At 46.1% G+C, this 26,153-nt stretch carries 27 protein-coding genes; 20 read left to right on the forward strand and 7 right to left on the reverse strand.

Translation table 11 applies throughout. The annotated features are described in order from the left end of the window. Positions 1-266 precede the first annotated feature (266 nt). Positions 267-2,795 (forward strand): class I adenylate cyclase, encoded by a 2,529-nt coding sequence (locus tag FR741_RS00560; RefSeq protein WP_005393844.1) that lies wholly within the window; start codon positions 267-269, stop codon positions 2,793-2,795. A 69-nt stretch (positions 2,796-2,864) separates the two neighbouring features. Here FR741_RS00560 and cyaY read toward each other — a convergent pair whose 3' ends face one another. Then, a complete protein-coding gene (gene cyaY, locus FR741_RS00565) occupies positions 2,865-3,179 on the reverse strand; it encodes an iron donor protein CyaY (protein WP_012841286.1) in 315 nt (104 codons plus the stop codon). Positions 3,180-3,253: 74 nt separating this feature from the next. On the opposite strand from cyaY, the gene lptM reads away from it, so the two are divergent. From lptM to FR741_RS00600, 7 genes are all read left to right on the forward strand, one after another. After that, positions 3,254-3,370 carry an LPS translocon maturation chaperone LptM gene (gene lptM, locus FR741_RS23770; protein WP_005378746.1) on the forward strand — a complete coding sequence of 39 codons (117 nt, stop codon included), beginning with the start codon at positions 3,254-3,256 and terminating at the stop codon, positions 3,368-3,370. A 61-nt stretch (positions 3,371-3,431) separates the two neighbouring features. Next, positions 3,432-4,685 (forward strand): diaminopimelate decarboxylase, encoded by a 1,254-nt coding sequence (gene lysA / locus FR741_RS00575; protein WP_006743007.1) that lies wholly within the window; start codon positions 3,432-3,434, stop codon positions 4,683-4,685. A gap of 10 nt (positions 4,686-4,695) precedes the next feature. Continuing rightward, positions 4,696-5,526, forward strand: a complete 831-nt coding sequence (gene dapF / locus FR741_RS00580) for a diaminopimelate epimerase (RefSeq protein WP_006743008.1) — start codon at positions 4,696-4,698, stop codon at positions 5,524-5,526. After that, complete coding sequence (locus FR741_RS00585; RefSeq protein ID WP_174856084.1) at positions 5,520-6,251, forward strand: DUF484 family protein; 732 nt, start codon at positions 5,520-5,522, stop codon at positions 6,249-6,251. The genes dapF and FR741_RS00585 overlap by 7 nt, the downstream gene beginning before the upstream one ends. Continuing rightward, entirely contained in the window at positions 6,217-7,149 is a 933-nt protein-coding gene (gene xerC, locus FR741_RS00590; RefSeq protein WP_167426135.1) for a tyrosine recombinase XerC, read from the forward strand. The genes FR741_RS00585 and xerC overlap by 35 nt, the downstream gene beginning before the upstream one ends. 8 nt (positions 7,150-7,157) lie before the next feature. Beyond that, positions 7,158-7,874 carry a 5-amino-6-(5-phospho-D-ribitylamino)uracil phosphatase YigB gene (gene yigB / locus FR741_RS00595; RefSeq protein ID WP_167426136.1) on the forward strand — a complete coding sequence of 239 codons (717 nt, stop codon included), beginning with the start codon at positions 7,158-7,160 and terminating at the stop codon, positions 7,872-7,874. Between the two features lie 138 nt (positions 7,875-8,012). Then, positions 8,013-10,499 (forward strand): EAL domain-containing protein, encoded by a 2,487-nt coding sequence (locus tag FR741_RS00600; protein ID WP_053807596.1) that lies wholly within the window; start codon positions 8,013-8,015, stop codon positions 10,497-10,499. Between the two features lie 73 nt (positions 10,500-10,572). Here the strand turns inward: FR741_RS00600 and FR741_RS00605 are convergent, their stop codons facing one another. Then, the gene (locus FR741_RS00605) at positions 10,573-11,187 is read right to left on the reverse strand and encodes a tRNA-uridine aminocarboxypropyltransferase (RefSeq protein ID WP_167426137.1); all 615 of its coding nucleotides are present in this window, start codon (positions 11,185-11,187) and stop codon (positions 10,573-10,575) included. Then, positions 11,187-12,737 (reverse strand): COG3650 family protein, encoded by a 1,551-nt coding sequence (locus FR741_RS00610; protein WP_167426138.1) that lies wholly within the window; start codon positions 12,735-12,737, stop codon positions 11,187-11,189. The genes FR741_RS00605 and FR741_RS00610 overlap by 1 nt, the downstream gene beginning before the upstream one ends. A 47-nt stretch (positions 12,738-12,784) precedes the next feature. Between FR741_RS00610 and FR741_RS00615 the strand changes: the two genes are divergently transcribed. Then, positions 12,785-13,255 carry an EVE domain-containing protein gene (locus FR741_RS00615; RefSeq protein ID WP_109170341.1) on the forward strand — a complete coding sequence of 157 codons (471 nt, stop codon included), beginning with the start codon at positions 12,785-12,787 and terminating at the stop codon, positions 13,253-13,255. A 53-nt stretch (positions 13,256-13,308) separates the two neighbouring features. Here FR741_RS00615 and FR741_RS00620 read toward each other — a convergent pair whose 3' ends face one another. Further along, positions 13,309-14,133, reverse strand: a complete 825-nt coding sequence (locus FR741_RS00620) for a Cof-type HAD-IIB family hydrolase (RefSeq protein WP_005393831.1) — start codon at positions 14,131-14,133, stop codon at positions 13,309-13,311. 237 nt (positions 14,134-14,370) lie between these two features. Then, positions 14,371-15,378 (reverse strand): alpha/beta fold hydrolase, encoded by a 1,008-nt coding sequence (locus tag FR741_RS00625; protein WP_167426139.1) that lies wholly within the window; start codon positions 15,376-15,378, stop codon positions 14,371-14,373. Between the two features lie 65 nt (positions 15,379-15,443). Here FR741_RS00625 and rhtB point away from each other — a divergent pair, with 65 nt between their 5' ends. The 7 genes from rhtB to FR741_RS00660 all read left to right on the forward strand — a co-directional run bounded on the left by rhtB (position 15,444) and on the right by FR741_RS00660 (position 22,117). Next, the gene (gene rhtB / locus FR741_RS00630; RefSeq protein WP_005393828.1) at positions 15,444-16,061 is read left to right on the forward strand and encodes a homoserine/homoserine lactone efflux protein; all 618 of its coding nucleotides are present in this window, start codon (positions 15,444-15,446) and stop codon (positions 16,059-16,061) included. A 24-nt stretch (positions 16,062-16,085) separates the two neighbouring features. Further along, positions 16,086-17,309, forward strand: coding sequence for an EAL and HDOD domain-containing protein (locus FR741_RS00635; protein ID WP_074190029.1), 1,224 nt, complete (start codon positions 16,086-16,088; stop codon positions 17,307-17,309). A 155-nt stretch (positions 17,310-17,464) separates the two neighbouring features. Further along, positions 17,465-17,800 (forward strand): metalloregulator ArsR/SmtB family transcription factor, encoded by a 336-nt coding sequence (locus FR741_RS00640; RefSeq protein ID WP_005393826.1) that lies wholly within the window; start codon positions 17,465-17,467, stop codon positions 17,798-17,800. Between the two features lie 42 nt (positions 17,801-17,842). After that, positions 17,843-18,844 (forward strand): ArsJ-associated glyceraldehyde-3-phosphate dehydrogenase, encoded by a 1,002-nt coding sequence (locus FR741_RS00645; RefSeq protein WP_167426140.1) that lies wholly within the window; start codon positions 17,843-17,845, stop codon positions 18,842-18,844. Between the two features lie 12 nt (positions 18,845-18,856). Beyond that, positions 18,857-19,351 carry a cyclin-dependent kinase inhibitor 3 family protein gene (locus FR741_RS00650; protein WP_152815605.1) on the forward strand — a complete coding sequence of 165 codons (495 nt, stop codon included), beginning with the start codon at positions 18,857-18,859 and terminating at the stop codon, positions 19,349-19,351. A 256-nt stretch (positions 19,352-19,607) separates the two neighbouring features. Further along, positions 19,608-20,825, forward strand: a complete 1,218-nt coding sequence (arsJ, locus tag FR741_RS00655; RefSeq protein WP_167426141.1) for an organoarsenical effux MFS transporter ArsJ — start codon at positions 19,608-19,610, stop codon at positions 20,823-20,825. A gap of 278 nt (positions 20,826-21,103) precedes the next feature. After that, entirely contained in the window at positions 21,104-22,117 is a 1,014-nt protein-coding gene (locus tag FR741_RS00660) for an acyltransferase (protein WP_005393819.1), read from the forward strand. Here the strand turns inward: FR741_RS00660 and FR741_RS00665 are convergent. Then, positions 22,114-22,443, reverse strand: a complete 330-nt coding sequence (locus FR741_RS00665; RefSeq protein WP_012841295.1) for a DUF2500 domain-containing protein — start codon at positions 22,441-22,443, stop codon at positions 22,114-22,116. The genes FR741_RS00660 and FR741_RS00665 overlap by 4 nt on opposite strands. A gap of 328 nt (positions 22,444-22,771) precedes the next feature. On the opposite strand from FR741_RS00665, the gene FR741_RS00670 reads away from it, so the two are divergent. The 4 genes from FR741_RS00670 (at position 22,772) to FR741_RS00685 (ending at position 25,826) form a co-directional block, all read left to right on the forward strand. Further along, positions 22,772-23,140 (forward strand): hypothetical protein, encoded by a 369-nt coding sequence (locus FR741_RS00670; RefSeq protein WP_005393815.1) that lies wholly within the window; start codon positions 22,772-22,774, stop codon positions 23,138-23,140. A gap of 1,082 nt (positions 23,141-24,222) precedes the next feature. Then, positions 24,223-24,843, forward strand: coding sequence for a lysoplasmalogenase (locus tag FR741_RS00675; RefSeq protein WP_005393811.1), 621 nt, complete (start codon positions 24,223-24,225; stop codon positions 24,841-24,843). A 69-nt stretch (positions 24,844-24,912) separates the two neighbouring features. After that, entirely contained in the window at positions 24,913-25,134 is a 222-nt protein-coding gene (locus FR741_RS00680) for a YecH family metal-binding protein (protein ID WP_005393809.1), read from the forward strand. 107 nt (positions 25,135-25,241) lie between these two features. Then, positions 25,242-25,826, forward strand: a complete 585-nt coding sequence (locus tag FR741_RS00685) for a YhgN family NAAT transporter (protein WP_005393807.1) — start codon at positions 25,242-25,244, stop codon at positions 25,824-25,826. Positions 25,827-25,883: 57 nt separating this feature from the next. On the opposite strand, the gene FR741_RS00690 is transcribed toward FR741_RS00685, so the two are convergent. Next, the gene (locus tag FR741_RS00690; RefSeq protein ID WP_005378704.1) at positions 25,884-26,150 is read right to left on the reverse strand and encodes a DUF1145 domain-containing protein; all 267 of its coding nucleotides are present in this window, start codon (positions 26,148-26,150) and stop codon (positions 25,884-25,886) included. Positions 26,151-26,153: the final 3 nt, after the last annotated feature.

Consider the following 26,153-nt stretch of genomic DNA (forward strand, 5'->3'; position numbering starts at 1 on the left):
AGAGCTATGAATGGAATTACATGACGTTATGAAAATAGTGTGACTGGATTCTCAATTAGACTAAGGACTATTATTAGTAATAGGTAATAAGAGCGACACTACCGCGCGATTAATTTTGTGACTAAAGTATGGTTTTGCACCCTGAGTGGTGCGTGGGCGTGAAACTTTACCCGCACCAATAAAAGTGTTAAATTGATCACGTTTTTAGGCCGTTTTGGTTTAAAACGTCAGCAGATTTTCGTGATTGTTCAACCAAGGAATTCCCCTTGCAGGCTTACACCCAAAAAATCATTCAGCGACTAGATAATTTGAATCAGCAGCGAGTTGATCGCGCGCTGGCGCTTATGGATTCGCAAAGCCAGCAAGTCTTCCACTTGATTCCTGCCTTGTTGAACTACAACCACCCTGTGATTCCTGGCTATTACGATGCCGATGTCCCGTTTGGTGTACATGGGCTGGCGCTAAATAGCATTCAACAGCAATTCATTGATGACATTCAACTCGCGATTGGTCAGCCACTTAAGACGGCAGAGAAACCGGCTATCTTGGGCTTATACACCATGGGTAGTACCTCATCAATTGGTCAAAGTACTTCTAGTGATTTAGATATTTGGGTGTGTATTTCGCCAGATATGGATTGTGACGAGCGAGAATTGCTGACCAATAAATGCTTGCTGATCACCGACTGGGCACAAAGCCAAGGGGTGGAGGCGAACTTCTTCTTAATGGATGAAGAACGCTTTAGAAGCAACCATTCTGAAGAGATGACGGGTGATAACTGTGGCTCATCTCAGCACTTACTTTTGCTTGATGAATTCTATCGCAGCGCGGTGCGTATTGCTGGACAGCGTTTATTATGGCAAATAGTGCCGCCAGAAATGGAAGAGTGTTACGACGAGTACGTTTCTCAATTGTGCAGTGAAGGTTACATTGACTGTAGTGAATGGATCGACTTTGGTAAATTGAACCGCATTCCTGCTGAAGAGTACTTCGGCTCGAACTTGTGGCAGCTATACAAAAGTATCGATTCTCCCTACAAATCGGTATTAAAAGCCATTCTGCTTGAAGCTTATTCGTGGGAATACCCGCATACGCAGCTGCTAAGCATCGACACCAAACGTCGTTTCTTTGCCCATGAGCCAGATCTCTACGGTATGGATGCGTACTACTTAATGCTGGAAAAAGTGACTCGCTATTTAGAGCGAATCCAAGACGACACTCGTTTGGATTTGGTGCGCCGTTGCTTCTATCTCAAAACCCATGAAAAGTTGTCGCGTGAACCGGATGTTGGTTCAGTGGCTTGGCGCCGTGAAGCGCTGAGCGACATGATTGCAAAATGGGATTGGGATGCCAGCGTTGTTGCTGAGCTCGATGATCGCCGCAACTGGAAAGTTGAACAGGTAAAAGTGGTGCATCATGCGTTGCTGGATGCGTTGATGCAGAGCTACCGTAATTTGATTCAATTTGCGCGTCGCAACGACATTACCTCCGCTATCAGCCCGCAAGACATCAGTATTTTGGCTCGTAAGCTTTACGCCGCTTTTGAAGTATTGCCGGGCAAAGTGACGTTGCTCAACCCGCAGATTTCCCCTGATTTGCATGAACCGGATTTAAGCTTCATCGAAGTGAAAGATGGTGGTGTGAACAAGTCTGGTTGGTATCTCTATAAACAACCTCTGATCGCGCACCGCATTTTGGGGCAGCCATACTTAGAACATCATGAATACTTGAGCAAGTTAGTCTCTTGGGCATTCTTTAATGGTTTAATCACCGAGTCGACTCGTTTGCACGCGGTGGTGCGTGAAGCACAACTGGATATCGATAAGTTCTACCAAATGGTGAGCGACTTACGAAATACCTTTGCGCTGCGTAAGCGCCGTCCGACGATGCAGGCATTAGCTAGCCCATGTGAGATCAGCCAGCTAGCGATGTTCATCAACTTTGAAAATGATCCTACGTCAGAGCTTTCGGGCCGTTCACTGAAAGTGGATGTGAAAAATACCGATATCTTCAGTTTTGGTCCGGAACATAAAAACTTAGTCGGCAGTGTCGACTTGGTTTACCGTAACTCCTGGCATGAAGTGCGTACGCTGCATTTCAAAGGGGAAACGGCGATGCTGGACGCACTGAAAACTATTCTGGGCAAAATGCACCAAGACGCGTTGCCACCAGAATCGGTGGATGTGTTCTGTTATGCGAAGAACATGCGTGGTGTTATGCGTAATATGGTCTACCAGCTTTTAGCGGAATGTATCGACTTACGCTTGAAGCCAGTAGAGCAAGAAAAACGTCGCCGCTTTAAAGCGATGCGCCTCGGTAACCAAACTTACGGGCTGTTCTTTGAACGTCGTGGCGTGTCGGTGCAGAAGTTAGAAAACTCCATTGATTTCTATCGCAGCATTTCTACTAACAAACTTAAAGGCTCGCCGCTATTAATGCTCGATCGTGAGCAAGAGTATCAAATGCCAGAAGCGGTGGATGGTTTTGCCAGTGAAGGTCTGGTGCAGTTCTTCTTTGAAGATAATGAAGATGGCTTCAATATTTATGTGTTGGATGAGTCAAACCAAGTTGAAGTGTATCACCAATTCAGTGGCTCCAAAGACGAGATGATTTCGTCCGTGAACAGCTTTTACACATCAGTTAAAGATGACAGTCGTGTTGCGTCGAAATTTATCAACTTTAACCTGCCGCAGTACTACCAGATTATCCATCCTGAAGAGGGCAATGCTTATATCATCCCTTATCGTAATGATGGTTGCTCGCCGCATCGTCCGACGAAAGCGGTGAACGCGTAATTAAACCCGTATCAAAAAACAAAAAGAGCACCGAAGTGCTCTTTTTGTTTTGGTGACGATTGACCAGCATTATGCCCAATCAATGGCTTCGCCCGCGTGCTTTTCACACTCTTGCTTCACCATTTCAAATAGCTCCATGCCCGTTTTTGAGCAGGTCCATTTATCTTCAATAAGCTTGAAGTGGAAACCACCAGATTTGGACGCTAGCCAGATCTCATGCATCGGCTCTTGGCGGTTAATGATGATTTGGCTGCGGTCTTCAAATTCCAATGTCATTACGTTGCCAGTGACTTCGTAATCAATGTCTGCGCCTGAATCATCGATGGATTCTTCGATGATTTGCATCTGCGCATCCACCAGTTGATGAAATTCAGTATCGTTCATCCGTCTATCCTATTGCTTTTCCTGAGTGTGGTGCGATTATAGGGGGCATTGATTCAATAATCACGATATGCGAAATGAAAAAATTAGTTACTGTGTTGTTTGTGATGGTTGCCGCGACGTTAGCGGGATGTGGCCAGTCTGGCTCACTATACATTCCAGATGACACTCAACAGAATGAGCAATCACAATAAATAACCGCGCCTTAGGGTGAAATTAGGGTTCAGCAGTCGAATAAAATAAGGGAAGCGAATTTTGGATTACTTCAACTATCAGGATGATGGCCAGCTTTGGGCCGAAGACGTCCCACTTCAAGCTCTTGCAGAGCAATATGGCACTCCTCTTTACGTATATTCTCGAGCCACGCTAGAGCGCCACTGGAAGGCGTTTGATAGTGCTGTGGGTCAACATCCTCATCTAGTTTGCTACGCGGTGAAAGCGAACTCAAACCTAGGCGTATTGAACGCACTGGCGCGTTTGGGTTCGGGCTTTGATATCGTATCAGGTGGTGAACTTGAGCGTGTGATTGCCGCAGGCGGTGATCCGAAGAAAGTCGTCTTCTCTGGTGTTGGGAAAACACCTGCAGAAATGAAGCGTGCTCTTGAGCTAGGTATCAAATGTTTCAACGTTGAATCTGAGCCTGAGCTAGAACGTTTGAATAAGGTTGCGGGTGAGCTTGGTGTGATTGCGCCAATTTCTCTGCGTATCAATCCAGATGTCGACGCGAAAACACACCCTTACATTTCGACTGGTCTTCGCGACAATAAATTCGGCATTGCATTTGATCGTGCGCCAGATGTTTATAAATTCGCGCAAAGCCTGCCGAACTTGAATGTGCAAGGCATCGACTGCCACATTGGTTCTCAGCTGACCAATATCGACCCATTTATCGACGCGACAGACCGTTTATTAGCCCTGATTGATGATTTAAAAGCGCAAGGCATTAACATTCGTCACCTTGATGTCGGCGGCGGTTTGGGTGTGGTCTATCGTGATGAATTACCACCTCAGCCTTCAGATTACGCCAAAGCGTTACTTGGTCGTCTTGAAAATCACCAAGACTTGGAGCTGATTTTTGAGCCGGGCCGAGCAATTGCTGCGAATGCAGGTATCTTGCTAACGCGTGTTGAGTTTTTAAAACATACTGAGCACAAGAACTTTGCCATCATCGATGCGGCAATGAACGACTTGATGCGTCCTGCACTATACCAAGCATGGCAAGATATCGTGCCAGTTTCGCCGCGCACGGGTGAAGCACAGACTTACGATTTGGTTGGCCCTATTTGTGAAACCGGCGACTTCTTGGGTAAAGATCGCGCACTCGTTTTGCAAGAAGGTGATCTACTCGCGGTTCGTTCAGCAGGTGCCTATGGTTTTGTGATGTCTTCGAACTACAATACTCGTACCCGAGCGGCAGAAGTAATGGTGGATGGTAAACAAAGCCACTTAGTTCGCCAGCGTGAGGAGCTGACCAGTTTGTGGCAGCTGGAACAGATTCTACCGGAGTAACACACAACAAATGCATTTCCACTTTTCCAAAATGCACGGTTTGGGCAACGACTTCATGGTCGTCGACTGTATTACCCAGAACGTGTTTTTCTCGCAAGACCTGATCCGCCGTTTGGCGGATCGTCATACCGGCGTTGGTTTTGACCAATTGCTCGTGGTAGAAGCCCCTTACGACCCTGAAACTGATTTCCATTATCGGATTTTCAATGCCGATGGTAGTGAAGTCGAGCAGTGCGGGAATGGCGCGCGCTGCTTCGCGCGTTTTGTTCGCTTAAAAGGGTTGACCAATAAATACAGCATCAGCGTAAGCACCAAAAAAGGAAAGATGATTCTCAACATCGAAGATGATGGAGAAGTGACGGTCAACATGGGCGTTCCAGAGTTTGAGCCGAACAAAATTCCTTTTAAAGCCAAGCAAAAAGAGAAAACCTACATCATGCGCGCTGGTGAAAAAACGCTGTTCTGTGGCGCGGTAAGCATGGGTAACCCGCATGTGGTGACGGTGGTCGATGACGTGGATACTGCTGATGTCGATACATTAGGCCCGCTGCTTGAGTCGCACGAGCGTTTTCCAGAGCGCGTCAACGCTGGCTTTATGCAGGTGGTGAGTCGTGACCATATTCGTCTTCGAGTTTACGAGCGAGGCGCAGGTGAAACACAAGCTTGTGGTAGCGGCGCATGCGCGGCGGTAGCGGTAGGGATTCTTCAGGGTCTGCTGGATGAAAATGTTAAGGTTTCTCTACCAGGTGGTGAGCTGCGAATTGCGTGGCAAGGTCCGGGTAAGCCGTTGTTTATGACCGGACCTACAACGCATGTATTTGATGGTCAATTGTCTTGCTAGTAGAAGAAAAAGGAAACGGTTTGTCTCAAGTAGAAGCAGATGCCTTAACGGCTGAAGTGGTGGCCGAGTACCTCAAAGATCATCCCGATTTTTTTGTGCAGCGTCCAGAGCTTGTGGATCGTCTATCTTTCCCACACTCAGACTTGGGTGCGGTGTCTTTGGTGCACATACAAATGAATCGCCAACGTCAGCGCATTGAAGAGTTAGAAGAAGAGATCACCACACTGATGTCGCTTGCGGCGAACAACGATCGCACCTTTTACGAATTTATGGATTTGCAGGGGCAGATTCTAAAGTGTGGTGACTTTAAACAAGTCATTCATTCTATTGAAGAGAAAGCTAAAGCACTTGGCTTACGCGGGTTTGTTCGATTGTTTAGTCAATGCGACGCATCGATTCAATTGAGTAAGGAAAGTTATCAACGTTTTGCGACCACTCTCTTAAATGGCAAAGACGCGTACTTAGGGCGTCTGAGAAAAGTGGATCGTGAAGCTTTGTTTGGCAATATGGATGTGCCGGAAATGGGGTCCTATGTGGTACTGCCGCTCGTGAAACAGCAAACACTGGGCGTGCTAGCGTTCTCTAGTGAGGATGGCGGTCATTTTCAACCAGATATGGATACCTTGTTTTTGCGTCACCTATCATTAGTAGTGGCACATCTCGCTCAAACATTGGTATGGCAAAGTTACGATGACGACAACTCCCAACACTCCTCTGCCAAATAGTCTGCAAAAGCCTCTTGAGCGCTTCTATGAATTCTTACGAAGCGAAAAGGGGCTCAGCCTACATACTCAACGCAATTACAAACAGCAGCTAGAAACTATGGCGCAGCACTTGGCTGAAATGGGACTTAAAGATTGGTCTCAAGTGGATGCAGGCTGGGTACGCCAATTAGCAGGTAAGGGCATGCGGGAAGGCATGAAAGCCAGCAGTTTGGCGACGCGCCTCTCATCGCTGCGTAGCTTTTTCGATTTCCTTATTCTGCGTGGCGAGATGTCAGCTAATCCTGCCAAAGGGGTTTCAGCGCCACGTAAAAAGCGCCCGTTGCCGAAAAACCTCGATGTTGATGAAGTGAGCCAACTGCTTCAGGTCAACGAAGACGACCCGTTGGCTGTGCGTGATCGTGCCATGATGGAGCTGATGTACGGTGCTGGCTTGCGTTTGGCTGAGTTGGTGAGTGTGGATGTACGTGATGTACAACTGCGCAGTGGCGAGCTTCGTGTTATCGGTAAAGGCGACAAAGAACGTAAAGTTCCATTCTCTGGCATGGCAACTGAATGGGTTGCCAAGTGGTTGAAAGTCAGGGGCGATCTTGCTGCGCCAGGTGAACCCGCCTTGTTTGTGTCTAAACTCGGAACGCGTATTTCGCACCGTAGCGTGCAAAAACGTATGGCAGAATGGGGACAGAAACAGTCTGTGGCGAGCCATATTAGTCCGCATAAATTGCGTCACTCGTTTGCGACACATATGCTCGAATCCAGCAATAACTTACGTGCGGTGCAAGAGCTTTTAGGGCACGAGAACATTTCGACGACCCAAATCTACACGCACTTGGATTTCCAACATTTAGCGCAAGCCTACGACCAAGCCCACCCACGCGCACGTAAAAAGAACGGGGAGTGAGCCGAAGTATGAAATTTTATCGCCGTATCGAGCCTATTAAGGCCATGACCTTCGATCTTGATGACACGCTGTATGACAATTACCCGGTGATTATCCGTATGGAGCGTGAGTTGCTGGCTTGGTTGCAGCAAACACATCCTGCCGTGGCGCACATGGATAAGGCTGATTGGATGCAGGTAAAAAAACATGTGCTCCAGCAGAGACCGGATCTCAGAAGCGATGTGACGCTTTGGCGTTTAGTGCAGCTAAAGCATGGTTTTCTTTCAGTTGGCTATGATGAAGCGCAAGCTCAAGCCGCAGCTGAAGAGGGTGTGCAGCTCGCTTTGGATTGGCGCAGTCAGTTTGAAGTGCCCCAATCAAGCTTAGATGTTTTGACACAACTGGGAGAGCGAGTTCCGCTCGTGGCGCTCACAAACGGCAACGTCGATGTAGATAAAATTGGCTTAACGCCGTATTTTCAATGTGTACTCAAAGCGGGGCCAGATGGGTTAGCGAAACCCGCCACCGATATGTTTACTAAGGCGAAACGGTTCTTGGATATTCCAGCAGAGAATATTCTGCATGTCGGTGATCACCTAACCACGGATGTGCATGGTGCAAAGTCGGCTGGTTTTGCGGCTTGTTGGTTCAATGATATGAATAAAAATATCATTAACCATTCAAAAACACGTACTTTACCTGATATTGAAATCAATAGTTTGCAGCCGTTACTCACACTTTTTTAATTGCTTTCGCATTAATCCATTCTAATCTCATTTTGTGTCTAGAAAAGCAGCGTAAAGCCACGTAAATTATTCACTATTAAGTAAAAAGAGTAACGCCACACGTCGTGGTGAAGATAGTGTTACGGCAGTGGTAGGTGCATGCGAGCTTTTTCAAAACTGGTTCATGATGTCAGTCAGTTAAATGACTTTTTAGTCACTTCTCAGTTCTCTTCAAGTAAACAATATTTGGTGCAAATATTGTCGACTCAATCACGCGACTTTACGACCACACTTGCGGACGCTGTTTTATTGTTGCTGCCGAATGCTCATGTCATGGGGCATAGTACGCGTAATGTCATTCTGGAGGGGGAGATATTTACCTCTGGCTGCCTGATCAGTGTGACTGAGTTCGAACAAACCACGCTTACTTCTGCCGTCCAAACCTACTCTTACTCCCCCGATATTGATGGTGGAGAGCTCAAACGCTCGCTTCTGTTGCAGCATAATTCGCAAGTGATCCTCAGCTTTGCTGTGCAAATTGAACGACGTGACTATCCCTTGTTTCAAACCTTCGCCAGTGAAGAAGTCGTGATCTCTGGAGGGTTGGCGCAAAGTATTGATGATGGCTGTTGGGTGCTATATCAAAACCGAGTTTACGATAACGCTGTGGTCGCCGTAGCTTTGCACAGTGATACCTTGAAGTTATGGACGGATGCGTATTCGGAATGGAACCCGATTGGCATGCCACATAAAGTCACCCATGCAAAAGGAACGCGCTTGTATTGCTTAGGTGAACAGAAAGCGTTGGACGTATACAAGCGTTACTTGGCGGATGGCCATGATGTGACGCTGAGTCAGTTGCTCAGCTTTCCTTTGTATCGAGAAAGTTTGGGGCGCAAGGAAGTTTGCACGGTAACGGAGCTACACGCTGATGGCAGTATGAGTTTCGACAGGCCTTGGTGTCTTGGTGACGAAGTACAATTTTGCTATAACCACCCCTCATTAACGCTCGAACAGGTGCGACATGGTGTGGTTGAGTTAGCCATGCACCAACCTGAAGTCGTGATGATTTTTAACTGCGCGTCACGGTTAGACTTTATTGACAGCAGCGACGAAGTCCAAGCCTTCAAAGATATCGCGACGACGTTTGGTAGTTATTGTATGGGGGAACTGCATGGCGGTATTGGACAGCCAGAAATTCTTCATCACAGTCTGACGTATTTAGCGATGCGAGAGGGAGATGAAGTACAAGCATTGAACTTGCCTAAGTCGCCCGTTAGCTCCTCTATTTCACCATTGTTTAGCTTGATTCGAAATGCGATTGGCGACCTCAACCATATGAACGCGCATATGGGGTATCAACTCGATCGCCAAACGCGCAAGTTACAAGAAAGCTATCGGCGAGATAGTCGCACTGGATTACAAAACCGAGTCGCGCTGCAAGAGCGGCTGAGTAGCATTGATTTGGATGAGCACTTGCTGACTCTAAAGCTACTTAACTTCAGCCATATCAATGAAAAATACGGTTATAGAGTAGGGGATCAGCTACTTAAAGACCTCTCAATGCATTTTACGAATCGACTGCGAAAGCGTTTTGGCATGCCAACGGCTTTGCAGCTTTATAGTATTGGGGTTGGTGAGTGGGCGTTCATATTTAAAGCTGACCAAAGCAGCGAAACCATCAAACAGCACTTTACTCGTTTTGCCGACGCGGTAGAGCAAACTAATTTTGAGCCAATTGGTCTGCGCGAAATAGATTATCTTTCTATCTCGCTGTGCGGTGGCTTAGTGAGTCGTCGAGATTTTCCATCAGCTTCTGCGGATGAGCTATTGCTCAAAGGCATTGAAGCGAGGCGTTCCGGTGTGCGCAGTAATACCCATATCTGCAATGCGAAAGACATCGAAGTCAGTGAGGATGTACGTAAAGAGCAACTTGGATGGTTGAGTTGCGTCAGTAAAGCCATTCTCAAACAGAACATCATCACCTATAGCCAGCCGATAGTGCATGCGGATAGCCATAAATTGGCAAGCCAAGAATGTTTGGTTCGCATTTTGGAGGAGGATGGAACGGTGATTGCGCCAGGGCGCTTCCTGCCTATTATTTCCGATACGCACCTTTATACCCGATTGAGTCGGCACATGATCCATTCTACGTTACATTACATGCGAGATAAGCAAGGTGACTTTTCTATTAACTTATCGCCGCAAGATTTGCTTAGTGATAAAACTTTAATGCTTTTAGAGCATGAAATTTGTCAGCTCAATGACCCTAGGCGAATTGGTTTGGAAGTGTTGGAATCTGAGCAAATCAAAGACTACGGTCGAATGATCGAAGTATGCAGTCATTTTAGAAGCTTAGGAGCGCGTATCATTGTTGATGATTTTGGCTCAGGCTATTCCAATATTGATGAAATCCTAAAGCTGGAGCCGGAAGTCATAAAGCTCGATGGCAGCTTGATCCGTGATATCGATAAAGACTTAAAGCAGCGCAAAATAGCTTCTCAGTTGGTGCGTTTATGTCAGGTGTTTAACGCGGAGACGGTGGCGGAGTTTGTCCACAATCGAGAGGTGTGCAAAATCGCGCAGGATATGGGCGTCGACTATCTGCAAGGCTATTATCTGGGTGAGCCGACCCGATTATTTTAATGCTGTTTCACGTGAAACCATTCCAAATTAAAACGCAGCCTTGTCTGCGTTTTTTATTTTGAGCAATTTGGTTTTAGTTGCTTGAGTTCGGTGATTGCTTGAGAGCGTGTCCACTTTTTTCGGCTTGAAATAGCGCAAGGTAGTGAGCAAAGAATGTGAGCATTTTTTGCTGGTTATTTTGCTCGCCTAGTTGTCCGAGTAAATATGCGGCGACTTCAAACGTGCACAAGTTACCTTGTTGTTGGTTGCGTCGCAGCTGATATTGCGAGTCCGCCGAGGCAGACAGCGCCATAGTAGGGATACTTTCTAACCAACGGCTCTTGTTGATCATCTTGCGCGCCTCTTGCCAGGTGGCATCCAAAATAATAAACAGCGGAGTTTTGGTTTGTTGTTGGCTTTGGATCGCCACATGTTCGAGTGTGACGCTTTCTTCACTTGGGAACAGAAGCACTGGATACAGCGATGGATCAGCTAATCGAGCGAGCAAGTCTGCTGGTGGTTGTTTTCGGTCCCAGATTACTCGCTCAATATTGAGTTGGCACTGCTCTAGTAGCTGGCCAGTATTAGTATCACGCGTCAGTTCATTCGGATGCATCAACAGTAAGATGTTGTGCTCGCTGGTAAGTTTCGGCACCAGTGAGCACATACAGTTGAATTGAAAACCACAATTTGGACACGGTTGCGACATTACAGACGAACTCCTTCGCGCACAGGGCTAACCCCATCCGAGAACAGACGCACGCCACTGATTTGGTTTGGCGTTGCCGTTGGTGCCATGCTTGGGTTGAGTGGGTAGCTAACCCCACTGTATTGCATCACGTGTTGGGCTGCCTTAGCTCCGCCACCGCTGACATTAAAAATTAGATCTCGCCAGCCATGAGAGGTTTGTTGGCCGAGCATAATTGGGCTTTGTACCAGTGTGATGCGGCTATTGAAGCGCCACTCTTTTTCGTGATGTTCAAATATCAGCAATGTACAGCCACCGGAACCACACCAATCCAGCTGTACTAATAGCTCTTCGTTACCATCGCCGCTGAGGTCGTAAGTTAGCCAACGGTACTGGTTGTTGTTGGGGTTGGTTTGGTGAATGAAGAAGTAGTTGCGCACGGCGGCATCTACTTTGGAGTCAAACTCCGCACTAGAAGGCACGTCTGCACTGCTGATGGGCTTGTTGGCGCGTTTCTCGGCTGGTTGCATCATGCCCTCATCACGAATGGTGGCTGGATAAAGCACTAAGCCGCCATCGGCAATCGGATAAACCAAATTGCCGACTTTTTCTTTGGTCGCTTTGAGCTGATTACCTTCTCGCGTAAACAGTCGCTCTGACATCAGTCTTTGTTGTTGATGATGCGTCATGACGACTTGAACCTGAGACGGACTTAATTGTTGCCAGTACCCACGCTCGATTAACGGTGCTTGCCCATTGGCGTAACTGTATTTTGTTGTGGCGCTGTGGTCTGGGTTTAAGGTCATTTGCACCTCAAAACCTTGTGATTGGGTTGAAGTCGCGACATAGGTATTCACCCAGCCAAGCGTAGCGTCCACGTTTGCAGCTGTACCACAACCTTGATAAGTGTCGCCATCATGTTTTAGCGTCGCTTTCCAGCCATACAAAGAATCACTCATCGTATCTGAGCAGAGGTTTTCTGTTAGGAGAAGTTCACCATCTTGTAGTTGATATGTGCGCTGGCGAGGTTGAAGTTGACTGCTCTTAATCGCTAATTTTGAGGTTTGTTTTCCGATTGGCTGGAATGTCAGTCCATTAGCCTCAAAGCTTGCCGACCAAGAAGGCTCATTACCAAACACGCGAGTTGGTTTGTTTGGTTGCTGACAACGGTTTGGATTTTCCGTTGTGAGGAAGTTCACTTGTTCCACGACAAAGTTAGCATCGAAATCGGCAGAAAACCCATCGATGCCCGGTGGGTTGAGATGGCCGATAACCTCGCCATACATGGTCTGGTAAGGCTCGTTATTTAACTGAATTGCTCGTTGCATTTGCTGTGGTGACAGTTGTAACCAATATTGCTTGTCGCTGCCACAAGGCATGATGTATTGGCTCTCGTGACCGACGATCACTTTTCCACGTAGCATAAAGGTTTGAGGTTGAATGGTGTCTGGCTTATCTAAGGTGGCTGGTGGAGAAGCTGGGTCGGCAGCGCCAGATTGTGGCGGCTGCGAACTACATGCTTGCAGAACCAGCAGAGTGGCAAGCGCCACTGGGTTTTTCAAAGCCTTCATGTTATATCTTCCTCATTATTGTTACTCAATCGGCATCGGATGGCATTATGGCATATTGGTTATTTAAAACTGAACCAGATACCTTTTCTATTGACACGCTTCGAACCCAAAAGGTTTCATGTTGGGAGGGAGTTCGTAATTATCAGGCGCGCAATATGATGCGTGACCAAGTGAAGGTGGGCGATTTAGTCCTGATTTATCACTCTTCTTGCAAGAATGTTGGTGTTGCCGGTATTGCTAAAGTCGTGAGAGAAGCCTATCCCGATCATTTCCAGTTCGATCCTGAAAGTGATTATTTCGACCCAAAGTCAGACCCAGACAACCCGCGTTGGATTATGGTGGATGTCGAATTCGTGCGTAAAACGGCGCGAGTGATTCCGTTATCGGTGATGAAAGCGATGCCAGAACTTGAGAACATGCCATTGGTGAAACGTGGAAATCGCTTGTCGATCATGCCAGTGACAGAAGAAGAGTGGGAAGCGATCCTTGGCAAAGAGAAGTTGCCAAGTCAGCGATAAAAGAAAAGGGCTGCGAATGTGCAGCCCTTTGTTATTGTTTGGAGTATTGCAGCTTACAGCAAGTGATCTTGTAGGTAGTGTGCAACCGCATCTTCTGCATTGCTGCCAATCACTTCGTTATTTGGCAATGCTTTCATCACTTTCTCGTGTGATGTACCCATGACCAATCCTTTACCTGCCATCGACAGCATTTCTACGTCATTCATGCCATCACCAAATGCCACGCAATTTTCTAACGTGAGGCCGAGTTTTTTCGCTACCGCTTCAAGAGCATGGCCTTTAGACACACCTGCACTCATTACTTCCAAGCACCATGGTGTTGAAAACGCAATATTCAGCTTATCGCCAAATTGTTCACGTAGTTTGTTTTCAAACACCACCAAGCGTTCGTGGTCTTGTGCTGGGTGAGTGAAGAAGATTTTCGCAATACCGTCAGTTGGTGCTTGGTCTTCATCGAATAAGACGTATGTGAATTCGTCATGGAAATCACGCAATGTTTCGTCGTCTTTGTTCATCAACCAACTGTCATTTTGATACATGTGGATAAGTATTTCTTGATCGTGCTTGATCGTGTCGATCACGCCTTGAACCAGTTCTGCAGGGACATTCTCGCTGTACATCAGCTGATCTTCCTGGTCATGCACACGGGCACCGTTCGAGGTGATCATGTAAGCCGGAATACCGACCTGACGACGGATGCTCGCAACGTCTACGTGGTGACGGCCTGTTGCAAAGACAAAGGTGTAACCCTTTTCATGCAGCGCTTTTAGCGTCTCTTTTGAGTAAGCACTGAGCTGATGGTTTGGTGCGAGTAACGTGCCATCCAGATCAGAGGCAACGATTTTAGTGATCTCTTTGCAAGGTAGCGATGTGCTCATGAAGTCCTCGTAAACGGTTTGGATAGTATGGAACAGGTGATTTGCAAACGGAGTACAGCAGACTGACTAGATCATACTGCTCCGAATGCGGGGGAATTTGGGTCGGTTGCATCTACGTGGTTCAACGCAGCCAGACCCAAGCAGTGTACGTCAAAATGAGGATGAAAAAGAGGGTAAATCAATGTGCAGACATTTCCTCTTTAATCATGGCCGTGAAATGGTCGCCTAGAGTTCTTATTATGTTTTTTCGTTTGGCGATGATTTCGGGTCATTCATAAAGCGGAAGATTGCATCGAGTGCTTGATTACGATACTGGTCGGTCTCGAATAAGATCTCATGCTGTGCGCCTTCGATAGAAAGTAGCTCCGCATGTGGGTTGGTTTTACGCAATTTATCGATGAAACGTTTCTGTGCCAGATTACTGACAATACGATCGCTCCCAGCTTGAATCAGGAGCACCGGTACTTTGACTTGGCGAGTCAATAAAAAGCATTGTTTTGCTGCCATTAGCCCTTGCCATACCCATCGTGTGCTCGGTCCACCGACTTGCAGTTCCGGTTTTTCCGTATAGAGATTTCGGAACCATTGGTAGCGACCATAGCTTTGGCTGAGCGGGTTATCTTCAAAGGGTTTAGGAAAGTAGGCCTGATGTCCTGGCGCATAACGTGGCAAAGTGGATACCGCTGACATAATTTGTGTCACAGGAATCGCTATTGGCGATAAGTACCATGGCAGATTAATACCAAACATAGGCGCACTAAGAATCAAGCCGGTAAAGGGATGTTCTGGGTGAGTTTGCAGATAACGTGTAGCGATTGCGCCGCCCATGGAGTGGGCAATGATGAAACATTGCTGATAGTCGCTAAGGTCGTGTTTGTTTACGACCATGTCCATATCGTCAATATAATCAGTAAAGTCATAGACGTGACCCATATCTGAGTCAGACAATAGACGATCTGATAAACCTTGTCCGCGGTGGTCAAAGGAATAGACGTCGAAGCCTTGGCGATAGAGATCGTAAAACAGTTCTTGGTATTTCCAGGAAGATTCAATGCGCCCATTAACGATGAGCACGGCTTTTTTATGTTCTGGGTTGGTCAGTTTGCACCAGTAGATGTTCTTTTTCTCAGTTCCTTTAACAAAGCCTTCTTGGCGAGTTTGCCAAAGTGCCGCGATCGGACCACCAATTGCTTGCTCAAATAATGACTCTTGAGTATAAGTCAAAGGTGAATGGTTAGTAGCCATTAGTCGATTACCCGAAGATACGTTGTTTACGCGATGTATCATCGAAGAATTATTGAGGAAATGCAATGGATACCCACGTCTGGTTAGCTTATGTAGTAACTGCAATCGTTTTTAGTTTGGCTCCGGGGTCTGGCACGGTGAACTCAATCAGCAATGGTTTGAGTTACGGTACTCGCAAATCTTTGGGGGCTGTGATCGGTCTCCAAATTGGTTTGGCCATTCACATTGCGTTAGTTGGGGCGGGAATTGGTGCGCTGGTCGCACAGTCGGCAACGGCATTTTCTGTCATTAAATGGGTTGGCGCGGCTTATTTGGTTTGGTTGGGTATCCAGAAATGGCGAGACACCTCCAGCTTGGTGGCGGCTGAGAGCCACAAAGACATGTCTGGCATGGCACTCTTGTACAAAGCTATTTTGATTAACCTGACGAACCCTAAATCGATTGTTTTTCTGGTGGCGTTGTTTCCACAGTTTATTGACCCGGCACAAGACCAACTGACGCAACTGTTGGTGCTTGGTGTTACGACTGTTGTGATCGACGCGTGCGTGATGTTGGGTTACACCACCTTGGCGGCGCAAATGGGACGTTTTATTCGCTCCGATAAAATCATGGGGAAAATAAACAAAGTCTTCGGTTCAATGTTTATGGGTTGTGGTGCATTATTAGCAGCTGCAAAGTCATAAGCCATTTATAGGTCCTTCTTTAGCATGAATACAACGTATGTTGCTCGCCAGCCGATCTTTAACCGCAAAAGACAGACGCTGGGTTATGAATTGTTGTTTCGAGATGGGGAGAGTAATGCATACCCTTCGCATATTGAGTCAAACCGAGCAACATACCGATTAATTGTCGAGAATTTCCTATCTCTGGGCACTAACCCAGTGATTGCTTCTTCGCGATGCTTTATCAATTTTCCTCATCAAAGCTTGGTGCGCCGCTTACCGCGCAGCTTGCCAAAAAACAAAATCGTCGTCGAAGTACTGGAAACTTGCCAGCCGACCGATGATCTTCTCGATGCGATTCGCGAGTTGTATCGAGAAGGTTATTTGATCGCGCTGGATGATTTCACCTTAACGCCGGAGTGGCGTCGCTTCTTACCTTACGTGCACATCGTTAAACTCGATATCATGGCAATGGGGCTGGAAAAAGCGTGTGCGTTGGTAAAAGCTCACCTTGCTAAACGCGTCAAGTACCACTTTTTGGCGGAACGTGTTGAAACCGCAGAAGAGTTTGAGCAAGCCAAAGCGGCTGGCTTTAAGTTTTTCCAAGGCTACTTTTTTAGCAAGCCATTAGTTTCGCAAACAAAATACGTGAGCCCTGAGCAAGTGTTAGCGCTACAGCTTTTTCGTGAAGTCTGCTCATCAGAGCCAGACTTTACTCGTATTGAAACCATCATTACGCAAGATGTCGCGTTGTCGTACAAATTATTGCGCTTTGTAAATACGCAAGCGCCAAACCTCGCTGTCGAAATTAGCTCGTTTCGTCAGGCCTTGATCTACCTTGGTCAGGATAATCTTAAGCAGTTTGTCTCCTTGGTCGTGGCGTCGTATATCTCTAGTAACAAGCCTCGAGAGCTGTATCACCTTTCATTACAACGAGCGCAGTTCTGCCAATTAATGTCGCGTTATCAGCCATTTTCCCACCTCAACGAACAAGGGTTTATGGTCGGCTTATTATCGATTTTAGATGCGATGCTTGATTTGTCGGTGGAATCTTTAGTCAAGCAATTGCCACTTAGCGAATCCGTACAACAAGCCTTATTACATCGAAAGGGGGTTTATGGTGCGCTGATTTCTCTCGAAGAGTGTTACGAGCGTGCCGACTGGTCAGGCGTTGAAAAAATCACGACGCAGTTGGGATTGTCTTTGGAAGAGGTCAAGCTCTCGTTAGGCGAAGCGGTTCGCTGGAGTCAAAACGTCGCAACCGCGTAAATTTCTGCCGTATCTTTATTCTCTCTAACCGTTCTTCTCTCAATCTTTATTGGCTGTTTCGATGTGAAACTTTTATGACGATGATGGGTTCACTCTTGACGACATCTCAGAGTTAAATAAATATATACGCATATCCATATATAGGTATGTTTATTATGCTTCCACATCAGTTTTTCAAGCTGTTATCCGATGAAACGCGCGTACGTTGTTTAATGCTGGTGGCCCGTGAAGGCGAAACTTGCGTGGGTGATTTGGCGTTTGCGTTGCAAGAGAGTCAGCCGAAAGTTTCTCGTCATCTTGCTCAGTTACGCTCTAGTGGCATCTTGGTGGATAAACGCCGAGGGCAATGGGTGTACTACGAGTTATCGCAGCAATTACCAGGTTGGATGCGTAAGCTGATTGAAGACTTAGTGGCATCAAACTGTTTGAAGCAAGAGTACCAAGACGACATCACACGCTTGCACGATAAAAGTCGTGAGGCTTGCTGTTAATAGCAAACAGAGATTCAAGGTAGAAGATTAAAGGGTAAAACTATGACAATTAAAGTAGGAATTAATGGCTTTGGCCGAATTGGTCGTTTAGCACTGCGAGCGGCATTCGACTGGCCAGAGTTAGAGTTTGTGCAAATCAACGATGTCGCAGGTGATGCAGCGACGCTTGGCCACTTATTAGAGTTCGATTCAGTGCAAGGTCGTTGGCACCATGAAGTGCAGGTTGAGGGCAATGAGCTCGTCATCAATGGCAAGCGCATCGCCACGACTCAGCAACGTGACATTGACGCCGTGAACTGGTCTGGCTGCGATGTTGTGATTGAAGCGACAGGTGTATACCGCAAAACCTCGTACCTAGACCAATACCTCGATCAAGGTGTGAAGCGCGTGGTGGTGAGTGCGCCAGTGAAAGAAGAAGGCATTGCGAACATTGTAGTTGGTGTGAATGACCACATCTTCGATCCTGAAAAACATCGTATTGTGACAGCCGCTTCGTGCACAACAAACTGTATAGCGCCTGTGGTGAAAGTTATTCATGAGAAGTTGGGCATTGAGCAATCCTCTTTCACGACAATTCACGATTTGACCAATACGCAAACCATTTTGGATGCACCGCACAAAGATCTGCGCCGTGCTCGTGCGTGCGGCATGAGTCTTATCCCGACCACTACCGGTAGTGCGACAGCCATTGTGGAAATTTTCCCAGATTTAAAAGGCAAGATTAACGGCCACGCGGTACGTGTACCATTGGCGAATGCGTCATTGACCGACATCATCTTCGATGTAAAACGCGATACCACAGCAGAAGAAGTGAACGCTTTGCTGAAAGAGGCGTCGGAAGGTGAGTTAAAAGGCATTCTTGGCTTTGAGGAACGTCCGTTAGTGTCGATCGATTACAAAGGCGACCAACGCTCAACCATCGTTGATGCACAATCCACCATGGTGGTTGGCTCACGAATGGTGAAGATTTACGCGTGGTACGACAATGAAATGGGTTACGCAACGCGCACCGCAGAATTGGTTCGTAACGTTGGTCTGGCATAACAGGAGTTCACAATGTCTCATCCTACATGGCAATTAGATTTGGACTCTGGTGCATTAGTCCTAACACCGTGCCCGGGTACCAAAGGCGTCGAGTTGAAAGCGTCGTTGGAACAGTTGAAGGAGCAGGGGGTTCAAGCGGTCGTTACTGCATTGGACGATAGCGAGTTAGCAGCGAAAGACGTTGCGGCTTTGGGTGACACCACTCAGCAGCTGGGCATGAAATGGTTCCAGATCGAGATTGAAGATGACTGCGCACCAAGTGACGAATTTGCGGCGAAGTGGCACCAAGCCAGTCCGGAACTGCATGCGATTCTTGCTCAAGGTGGCAAAGTCGCGATGCACTGCATGGGCGGCTCGGGTCGCACAGGTTTGTTTGCGGCTCACTTGCTGCTAGAGAAGAAATGGCAGTTAGAAGATATCGTGCGAGAAGTGCAGGCTCTTCGCCCTGGTGCGTTTACAAAACCGGTGCAGCTTGAGTACATCGAACGCGTGGCGCAAGACGCTTGATCAGCTTAAATAGCTTTTGGAACATCATGATCCAAAAGCTATGTTCCAGTTTATATAATGGAAAATAGGTCAGCAGTAAAACTAAAGGTTTTAATTTAAGATTTTGTTTTTATTGGTTATCTTTGTCCGTTTGTAAATTTCGGTGTGTTTGTGAATTCGAACTAAGGTTGTATCGCCTTATGGTTGGTGTACAGGTTAATAAGCATTTGGCACATGATGATCTAAATGCTTCTATCGCTGTACATAAGAGGTCAATATGATTTCTCAATTGAACAAAAGTATTCGTCAGTACATGTTAGTGACGTTTAACTATTGGAACTTTACCGTGACCGACGGAGCGCTGCGTATGCTGGTGGTGCTCTATTTTCACGACTTGGGTTATTCCACGTTAGCTATTGCCTCACTGTTCCTTTTCTATGAATTTTTTGGTGTGGTGACCAATTTGATTGGTGGGTGGTTGGGCGCAAGGTTAGGCCTGAACAAAACCATGAACATTGGTTTAGCGATGCAAGTGTTTGCGTTGTTGATGCTGGCAGTACCCAACGCATGGCTGACGATTCCTTGGGTGATGGCGGCGCAAGCTTTGTCGGGGATTGCCAAAGATCTCAACAAGATGAGTGCCAAGAGTGCGATTAAAACATTAGTACCAGACGAGCAGCAAGGCGCACTCTACAAATGGGTGGCGATTTTGACAGGCTCGAAGAATGCACTCAAAGGGGCGGGCTTTTTTGTTGGTGGCTTGCTGTTGTCTTGGGTGGGCTTCCAAAACTCGATGTTTATTATGTCGAGTGCGCTGGCATTGGTGTTTGTTTTCAGCATGATCTGGCTAGAAGCAGACATGGGTAAAGCAAAGAGCAAACCTAAGTTTCGCCAAATTTTCTCCAAGTCCGAATCTATAAATATTTTATCTGCGGCACGTATGTTCTTGTTTGGGGCGCGTGATGTGTGGTTTGTAGTCGCTCTGCCTATTTATCTCGGCAGTGTGTTTGGCTGGGATCACTTGTGGGTCGGTGGCTTTTTAGCCGCATGGGTCATTGCTTATGGGTTTGTGCAAGGCTTTGCGCCGCGTATTACTGGCAAAGCGCAAGGTCGCGTGCCTGATGGTAGTGCAGCATTAGTATGGGCAGGAATTCTTGCGTTAATTACGGGCGGTATTGCTTATGGTGTGCAAATCGGCTGGCAGCCTGAGTTGGTAATTGTTGTGGGGTTAATGATTTTTGGTGCTGTGTTTGCCATTAACTCTTCACTTCACTCGTATCTGATTGTGAGCTATGCCAAAGGCGATGGTGTGTCTCTGGATGTTGGCTTCTATTACATGGCCAATGCGATGGGACGTTTGATTGGCACGGTATTATCGGGTTGGATCTACCAAGAGGCTGGTCTTGCGGCGTGCTTATGGGTCTCCTTTGCTTTCTTGGCGCTGACGACGTTGATTTCGATTAAGTTGCCAAAAGCTAACGTTGCCACAGCGTAAATTTTGCCCGGTGTTTTTATCTGTAGATCGTACAAAATGGCTCCAACTTGGAGCCATTTTTGTTTCTTATGCGCCGTTTGATGTAATCAAACTGTGTGGGTTTGGCATCGAGGGTGAATGCTGATGTTTGGTTCTCGTTAATTGATTAGAGTGGCGATGAAATCCCCGTTGTAGGTCATTGTTGCGTTAAAAATAAGCAAAAACAGATTGTTAACCATTTCACTGGCTGAGATTTACCCTATGCTATAAACGATAAGCGACTCAAAGTAGGGAAAGGTATGAGAGAAAGGGTTCTGTTTTTTGATTTATTGCGCTGCTTTGCTGCGGTGGCAGTGATCGCCATTCACGTCTTGGCCCCTTATCGAAATGAGTTAGGAGTGATTCCGTTTGACCAGTGGTTGACGGCCGTAGGCGTTAATAGCGTTACCCGCTGGGCGGTGCCAGTTTTCATTCTGATCACCGGAGCGTTGATGCTCAGTGACACTCGACCATTTGACGGTAAGTATTATATCAAAAGGCGTTTAGGCAAAGTCTTAGTCCCATTTCTTATTTGGTCGATGTTTTATGCATACCTCTCTGGCTGGACGGCTCAAGGGTTTGACTTTGAAACCGTAAAAGAGGTGTTAAGCAATAGCCCATTCCACGCAACGTATTACCACCTCGGTTTTTTCTATTACTTTATACCGCTGTATTTTGTGATTCCGTTGTTCCAATGGATGGTACGCAACGTTGATGACAATGTGTTGTATACCTATCTCGCATTTTGGCTTTTCACCAGCACGCTGTTTTTGTTCAAGATTGATGGTCCGTGGAGTAACCAAATGTGGCTCTACATGGGTTACCTTCCTCTGGGTTATGTTCTATTTCAAAAAGTGCCTTTGAACCGCTCTATGGTGACCTTATTTACAGGGTTTGGCCTCGTCGCGTTGGCTGTGACATTTACTATGGTCGTGACGAACAGTTTAGAGGCGGAGAAGTACACGGTTGGACGCTGGCTTTCTTACAAAACACTGAATGTCATTCTAGCGGCTTCGATGATTTTCATGATCGGTCGTTACTTTGGGGAAGGCTTGTCACCAAAAGTACAAAAAGTGGTGAGTGTGATCAGTCAGCACAGCTTGGGGATTTACTTACTTCACCCAATTTTCTTATGGCCGATGAAAGCGTTTGGTTGGTACACCGGACATCCCGCATGGGTGATTCCAGTCTGGATCATTATCAGTGGAGCTGGAGCCTTGGCGATGAGCTATCTATTTTCTCGCTCTGCCAAGACTCGTTGGTTACTGCCTTAACGTTTGATGGCGAAGTGAAGGAATTTGTTACCACGATAGGTTAGCGTTCCTTTATCTCCAGGGTTGAGTGCATGGTAGTAGTGCACTCCAATTTGGAACTCTCGTTTAGGGCCAATAGAACCGCGTTGGACATAAATCCAATATTCTTGGTCGTCTTGGCCTGGTGGTGCATCTGGGACGTCGATAGCTTGCTTATCTAAAATAGTTACCTGTGCACTTTGTTCTGGAGCATCTTCGCCCACATAGTGCTTGCTATAGAAACGAAAAAATACCCATGCGCCCAAAGCAATAAGGGCGAACAGGGCGACAATAAGTGAGATTGGCATGTTAACCTCCGATGTTTCATTGAGCTCTATTCTACAGAACTCACTGATGAAACGATGAGTTGAGATAACTTATTCATAATCTAATGAAAGGGACATGAATTTTATTCGGCGCACTTCACGGTTTACCTCAATGGGCGCGCGATGAAATCGTTGCTTCATCTACAAGCTACGTCACTAAAGCTGAACCAAGCAGCTTTCACTTGTCTGGCTATATGCGCTCAAGGGCACAAATTGAAAGTAAAATTGCACTTAACGGCTCGAAAAAGCTCTAAATTTATAGAAGAATAAAAATAACTAACACGGGAAGGGTCTGGTAAGGAGGGTTACGATGTCAGATATTGAAAAAGTAGTCATGCGTACCCGAACGATCGAAAAACTTTTGCGTACTCAGTACCATGCAGAAGGGAAAGGGTTACACCAACTTATTAATAGTTGTGAAGAACGTTTACCACATGACGTGATAGCGAAGCTTCGTTTTATCGCTACTGTGCGTAATAAAGTGGTTCACGAAGACGATTATAAGCTGGATGATCGGAAAGGCTTTATGGCGGCATGTGACGCTTGTGAAAAAGAGCTAACGCCAAGAAGCTCTCGTTTTATTTGGCGTGCAGCAATTTTGCTAATGACGTTGATTACGCTCGCCGCTCTTGGTTTCTACTACATGCATTGGGATATCTTGTCCAAACACATACAGTAGAAAAGCACAGATAAATAAAAAAGGACGCATTTGCGTCCTTTTTTATTTTTAATCAGCAGGTTAGTACATCATTGGCAGTGTCATTAAACCCACAACCACTGCAATCATTACCAGCCCTTGTTTTTGAGAAGATGAAATCATAACACTACCCCTTAATCTTTGATGAACTCGATGAATTTAATATAGCACTGTTTTTGGGGTTTGATCAACATATGCTCGATAATCTTTTCAAAAAATACACTTAACTTGTCTTTTTTTACGTGTTTTTGACTAATGAAACTGTGTTTTTTGTGTTGTATTTAAAATGCTCGCATTGTGTTATTGTTGTTCGTGTTTGATTTAAGTGTATGATTTTAAAGTGTCAATATTGGTTTGTTGTTGGCTTTGAAATTGTTTTTTGTTTCGGTTGGTATGTTGATTGCCAATTTTGTCTGTGTTTCTCAAAAATTGAGAAAATAAAAAGATGTGCTATGGAGGTGCATCATTGAGTTGAGGTGTGGAAGGGGAATTTTCTTATCTAATGAGAAAATATGGGCTTAAAAAGTGTTTAGTGATTTGATGGTTTATGAAGTCGGTGTTTTCGATGGTTATTGAGAATGTGGCTTTATTTATCATTAGTTTACGTTCGTTATTTGATGTTTTTGTTATTGAGTTAAGTTTGATTTTTCATGTTGTTCTAATCTGTTCATCGGTGGTTTCTACTATCTTAGCTCGCTACCAAGACGATTTTCTGTTTTGTGTCTGTTATTTATTCTTGTTGCCTGTGATGTATGCAGTCTGATGGTTTAGTCATCAGTTTTTGACGTGATGGGTTACCAAGGCCATTGGGCTGGCTTTTAGTTAAATTGTTTTAATAAGCGCGGGTTACTGTGCCGTGTGATTTGATGAACTTGGCTCATGGGATAGGGCTCTGCCCCATATTTATGGCCGTCATTAAGGCTCATCGACTTAATTGTTGTGCAGACTGAGGGTTACAAAATGTTTCGAATCGCTAGCGAGATCCAACTTTCGCAGATTGTGTCTTTACATCAAAACTGGTCTACCTAGACTAGCGGCGAGTTTAAGTAAAAGGTGTATACGGCATGTGGAGTTGGCTGGCGATAGGGCTATCAGGTGTGTATTCCGTGTTGGGAGCAAAACAAGCTAACCCGACACAATCCCTCGTGTTTAAAATCTTTACTCTGCTACTTCTTCTTGTGTTGGTGTTAACTCAAGGCGCATCCGCAACATATACCTACTGGATTGCGGGTGGGCTTATTGTGTCTATGGTGGCAGATACGCTGCACTCGTTTAAAACTCGCAAGCTAATTTACTTTGCTGCGTATTTGCTTGCTCAGGTGTGCTACAGCAAGTCATTTTGGGTGCAGCTTAATGGTGAGATTGTCTGGTGGTTGTTGGCCCTACTGCTCGCAGCGAGTATCGTGGCGTTCTTTTTGTTGCTACCTCAACTCGACTCTCTGGTGTTTCCTGTTGTGATCATGGGGATGATGTTGGTTCAGCTTGCTTGGGCGGCGGGTGAAGTTTGGTTGCAGGCTCCGAGCTATGCCAATGCTATCGGTTTCAGCGGAACCCTAGTTTTGATCTATTCGGCGTTGGCGTATGCGATACACGGTTACCGAAAACCGATGAAACACGCCTATTTGTGGGTAAGTGGTAGCTACTTCTTTGCCCACGCCCTCATTGTTGCCTCTATCATTTACTAATTTAAGTCAAAGCAGCTCCCGAAGATTTCAGTAAACTGGACGTATTGTTCTTGATGACTGGAGTCAATAATGAGTGAAATCCATGCCCACGAGCTGCTAAACCTACTTCGAGAAACGCCAATGGATCGCGAAGCGCTGGCACAGCACTTTGGCAACACCGTTCGCTTTCACACCTGTAAACTGAATGATCTAGACTTAGATGCATTGCTAGCATTTTTGCTCAAGCGCGACAAAATCCGTGAGCTTGAAGGTAAGTTTGTGGTCAATATGGCGCGTGTCTGCAATCACTAAGCGGCGGCTATGATGCGAGGGTGAATATGCTGTTTTCGCCCTCAACCATGTACTCACGTTGTCAGTTTGCTATACACTGGCCGCCATTTTTTAGGTGAGGCCAGAATATGGACATTCTTTCTGCAGCGACCATGCTGTTTCTAATCATGGACCCTCTCGGTAATTTGCCGATTGTGTTGTCTATTCTCAAGCACATCGATCCTAAGCGTCGCCGTAAGGTATTGATTCGTGAACTACTGTTTGCCTTACTAATCTTGATGTTGTTTCTGTTTGCAGGACAAAGCATCTTAAGTTTTTTGCATGTCCAGCCAGAAACGCTCAGCATTTCAGGTGGCATTATTCTCTTCATTATCGCGATTAAGATGATCTTTCCGAGCGCTGGCAGTATCACTGGACTGGCGGCAGGGGAGGAGCCCTTTATTGTTCCGATGGCCATTCCTATGATCGCGGGCCCTTCAGTGATTGCAGCATTGCTTTTGCTATCTTCACAGCATCCAGAAAAAATGTTGGAAATGTCCGCATCAGTTGTGATTGCGTGGGGCGCAACATTTTTTATTCTAATGTTTTATGGCTTCTTTAATCGTTTGTTGGGCGAGCGTGGTCTAAAAGCGGTAGAGCGTTTAATGGGCTTGTTGCTGGTGATGATCTCCACTCAAATGTTTTTGGATGGTGTTAAGAGTTATCTTGGGTGACGGAATAAACGCAATAAAAAAGCCGCTCTTGAGAGCGGCTTTTTAGTATTTGGGCGATTACATCATGTGTTTACGACGAATATCGAGCAGGGCAAAAATACCAAAGATCAGGATGGAATATTTTTCCCAACTGCTCATTTTAATTTTGTCGCCAAATGCGCCAATGAAGATGGCCATTTGTAAACCGTGCATGATGAACAAAAAAGCGGTCATGATGTACAGCGCAATCGCGGCATTACCGGGAAACGGCATAAAGATATTTAGGATCAATACTAACCAAACAAAGGCGATAGCCGCTTTGGCCAGCATAATTAATGCTTTCATTTA

This window comes from Vibrio diabolicus, from assembly GCF_011801455.1.
Taxonomy (GTDB): Bacteria; Pseudomonadota; Gammaproteobacteria; order Enterobacterales; family Vibrionaceae; genus Vibrio; species Vibrio diabolicus.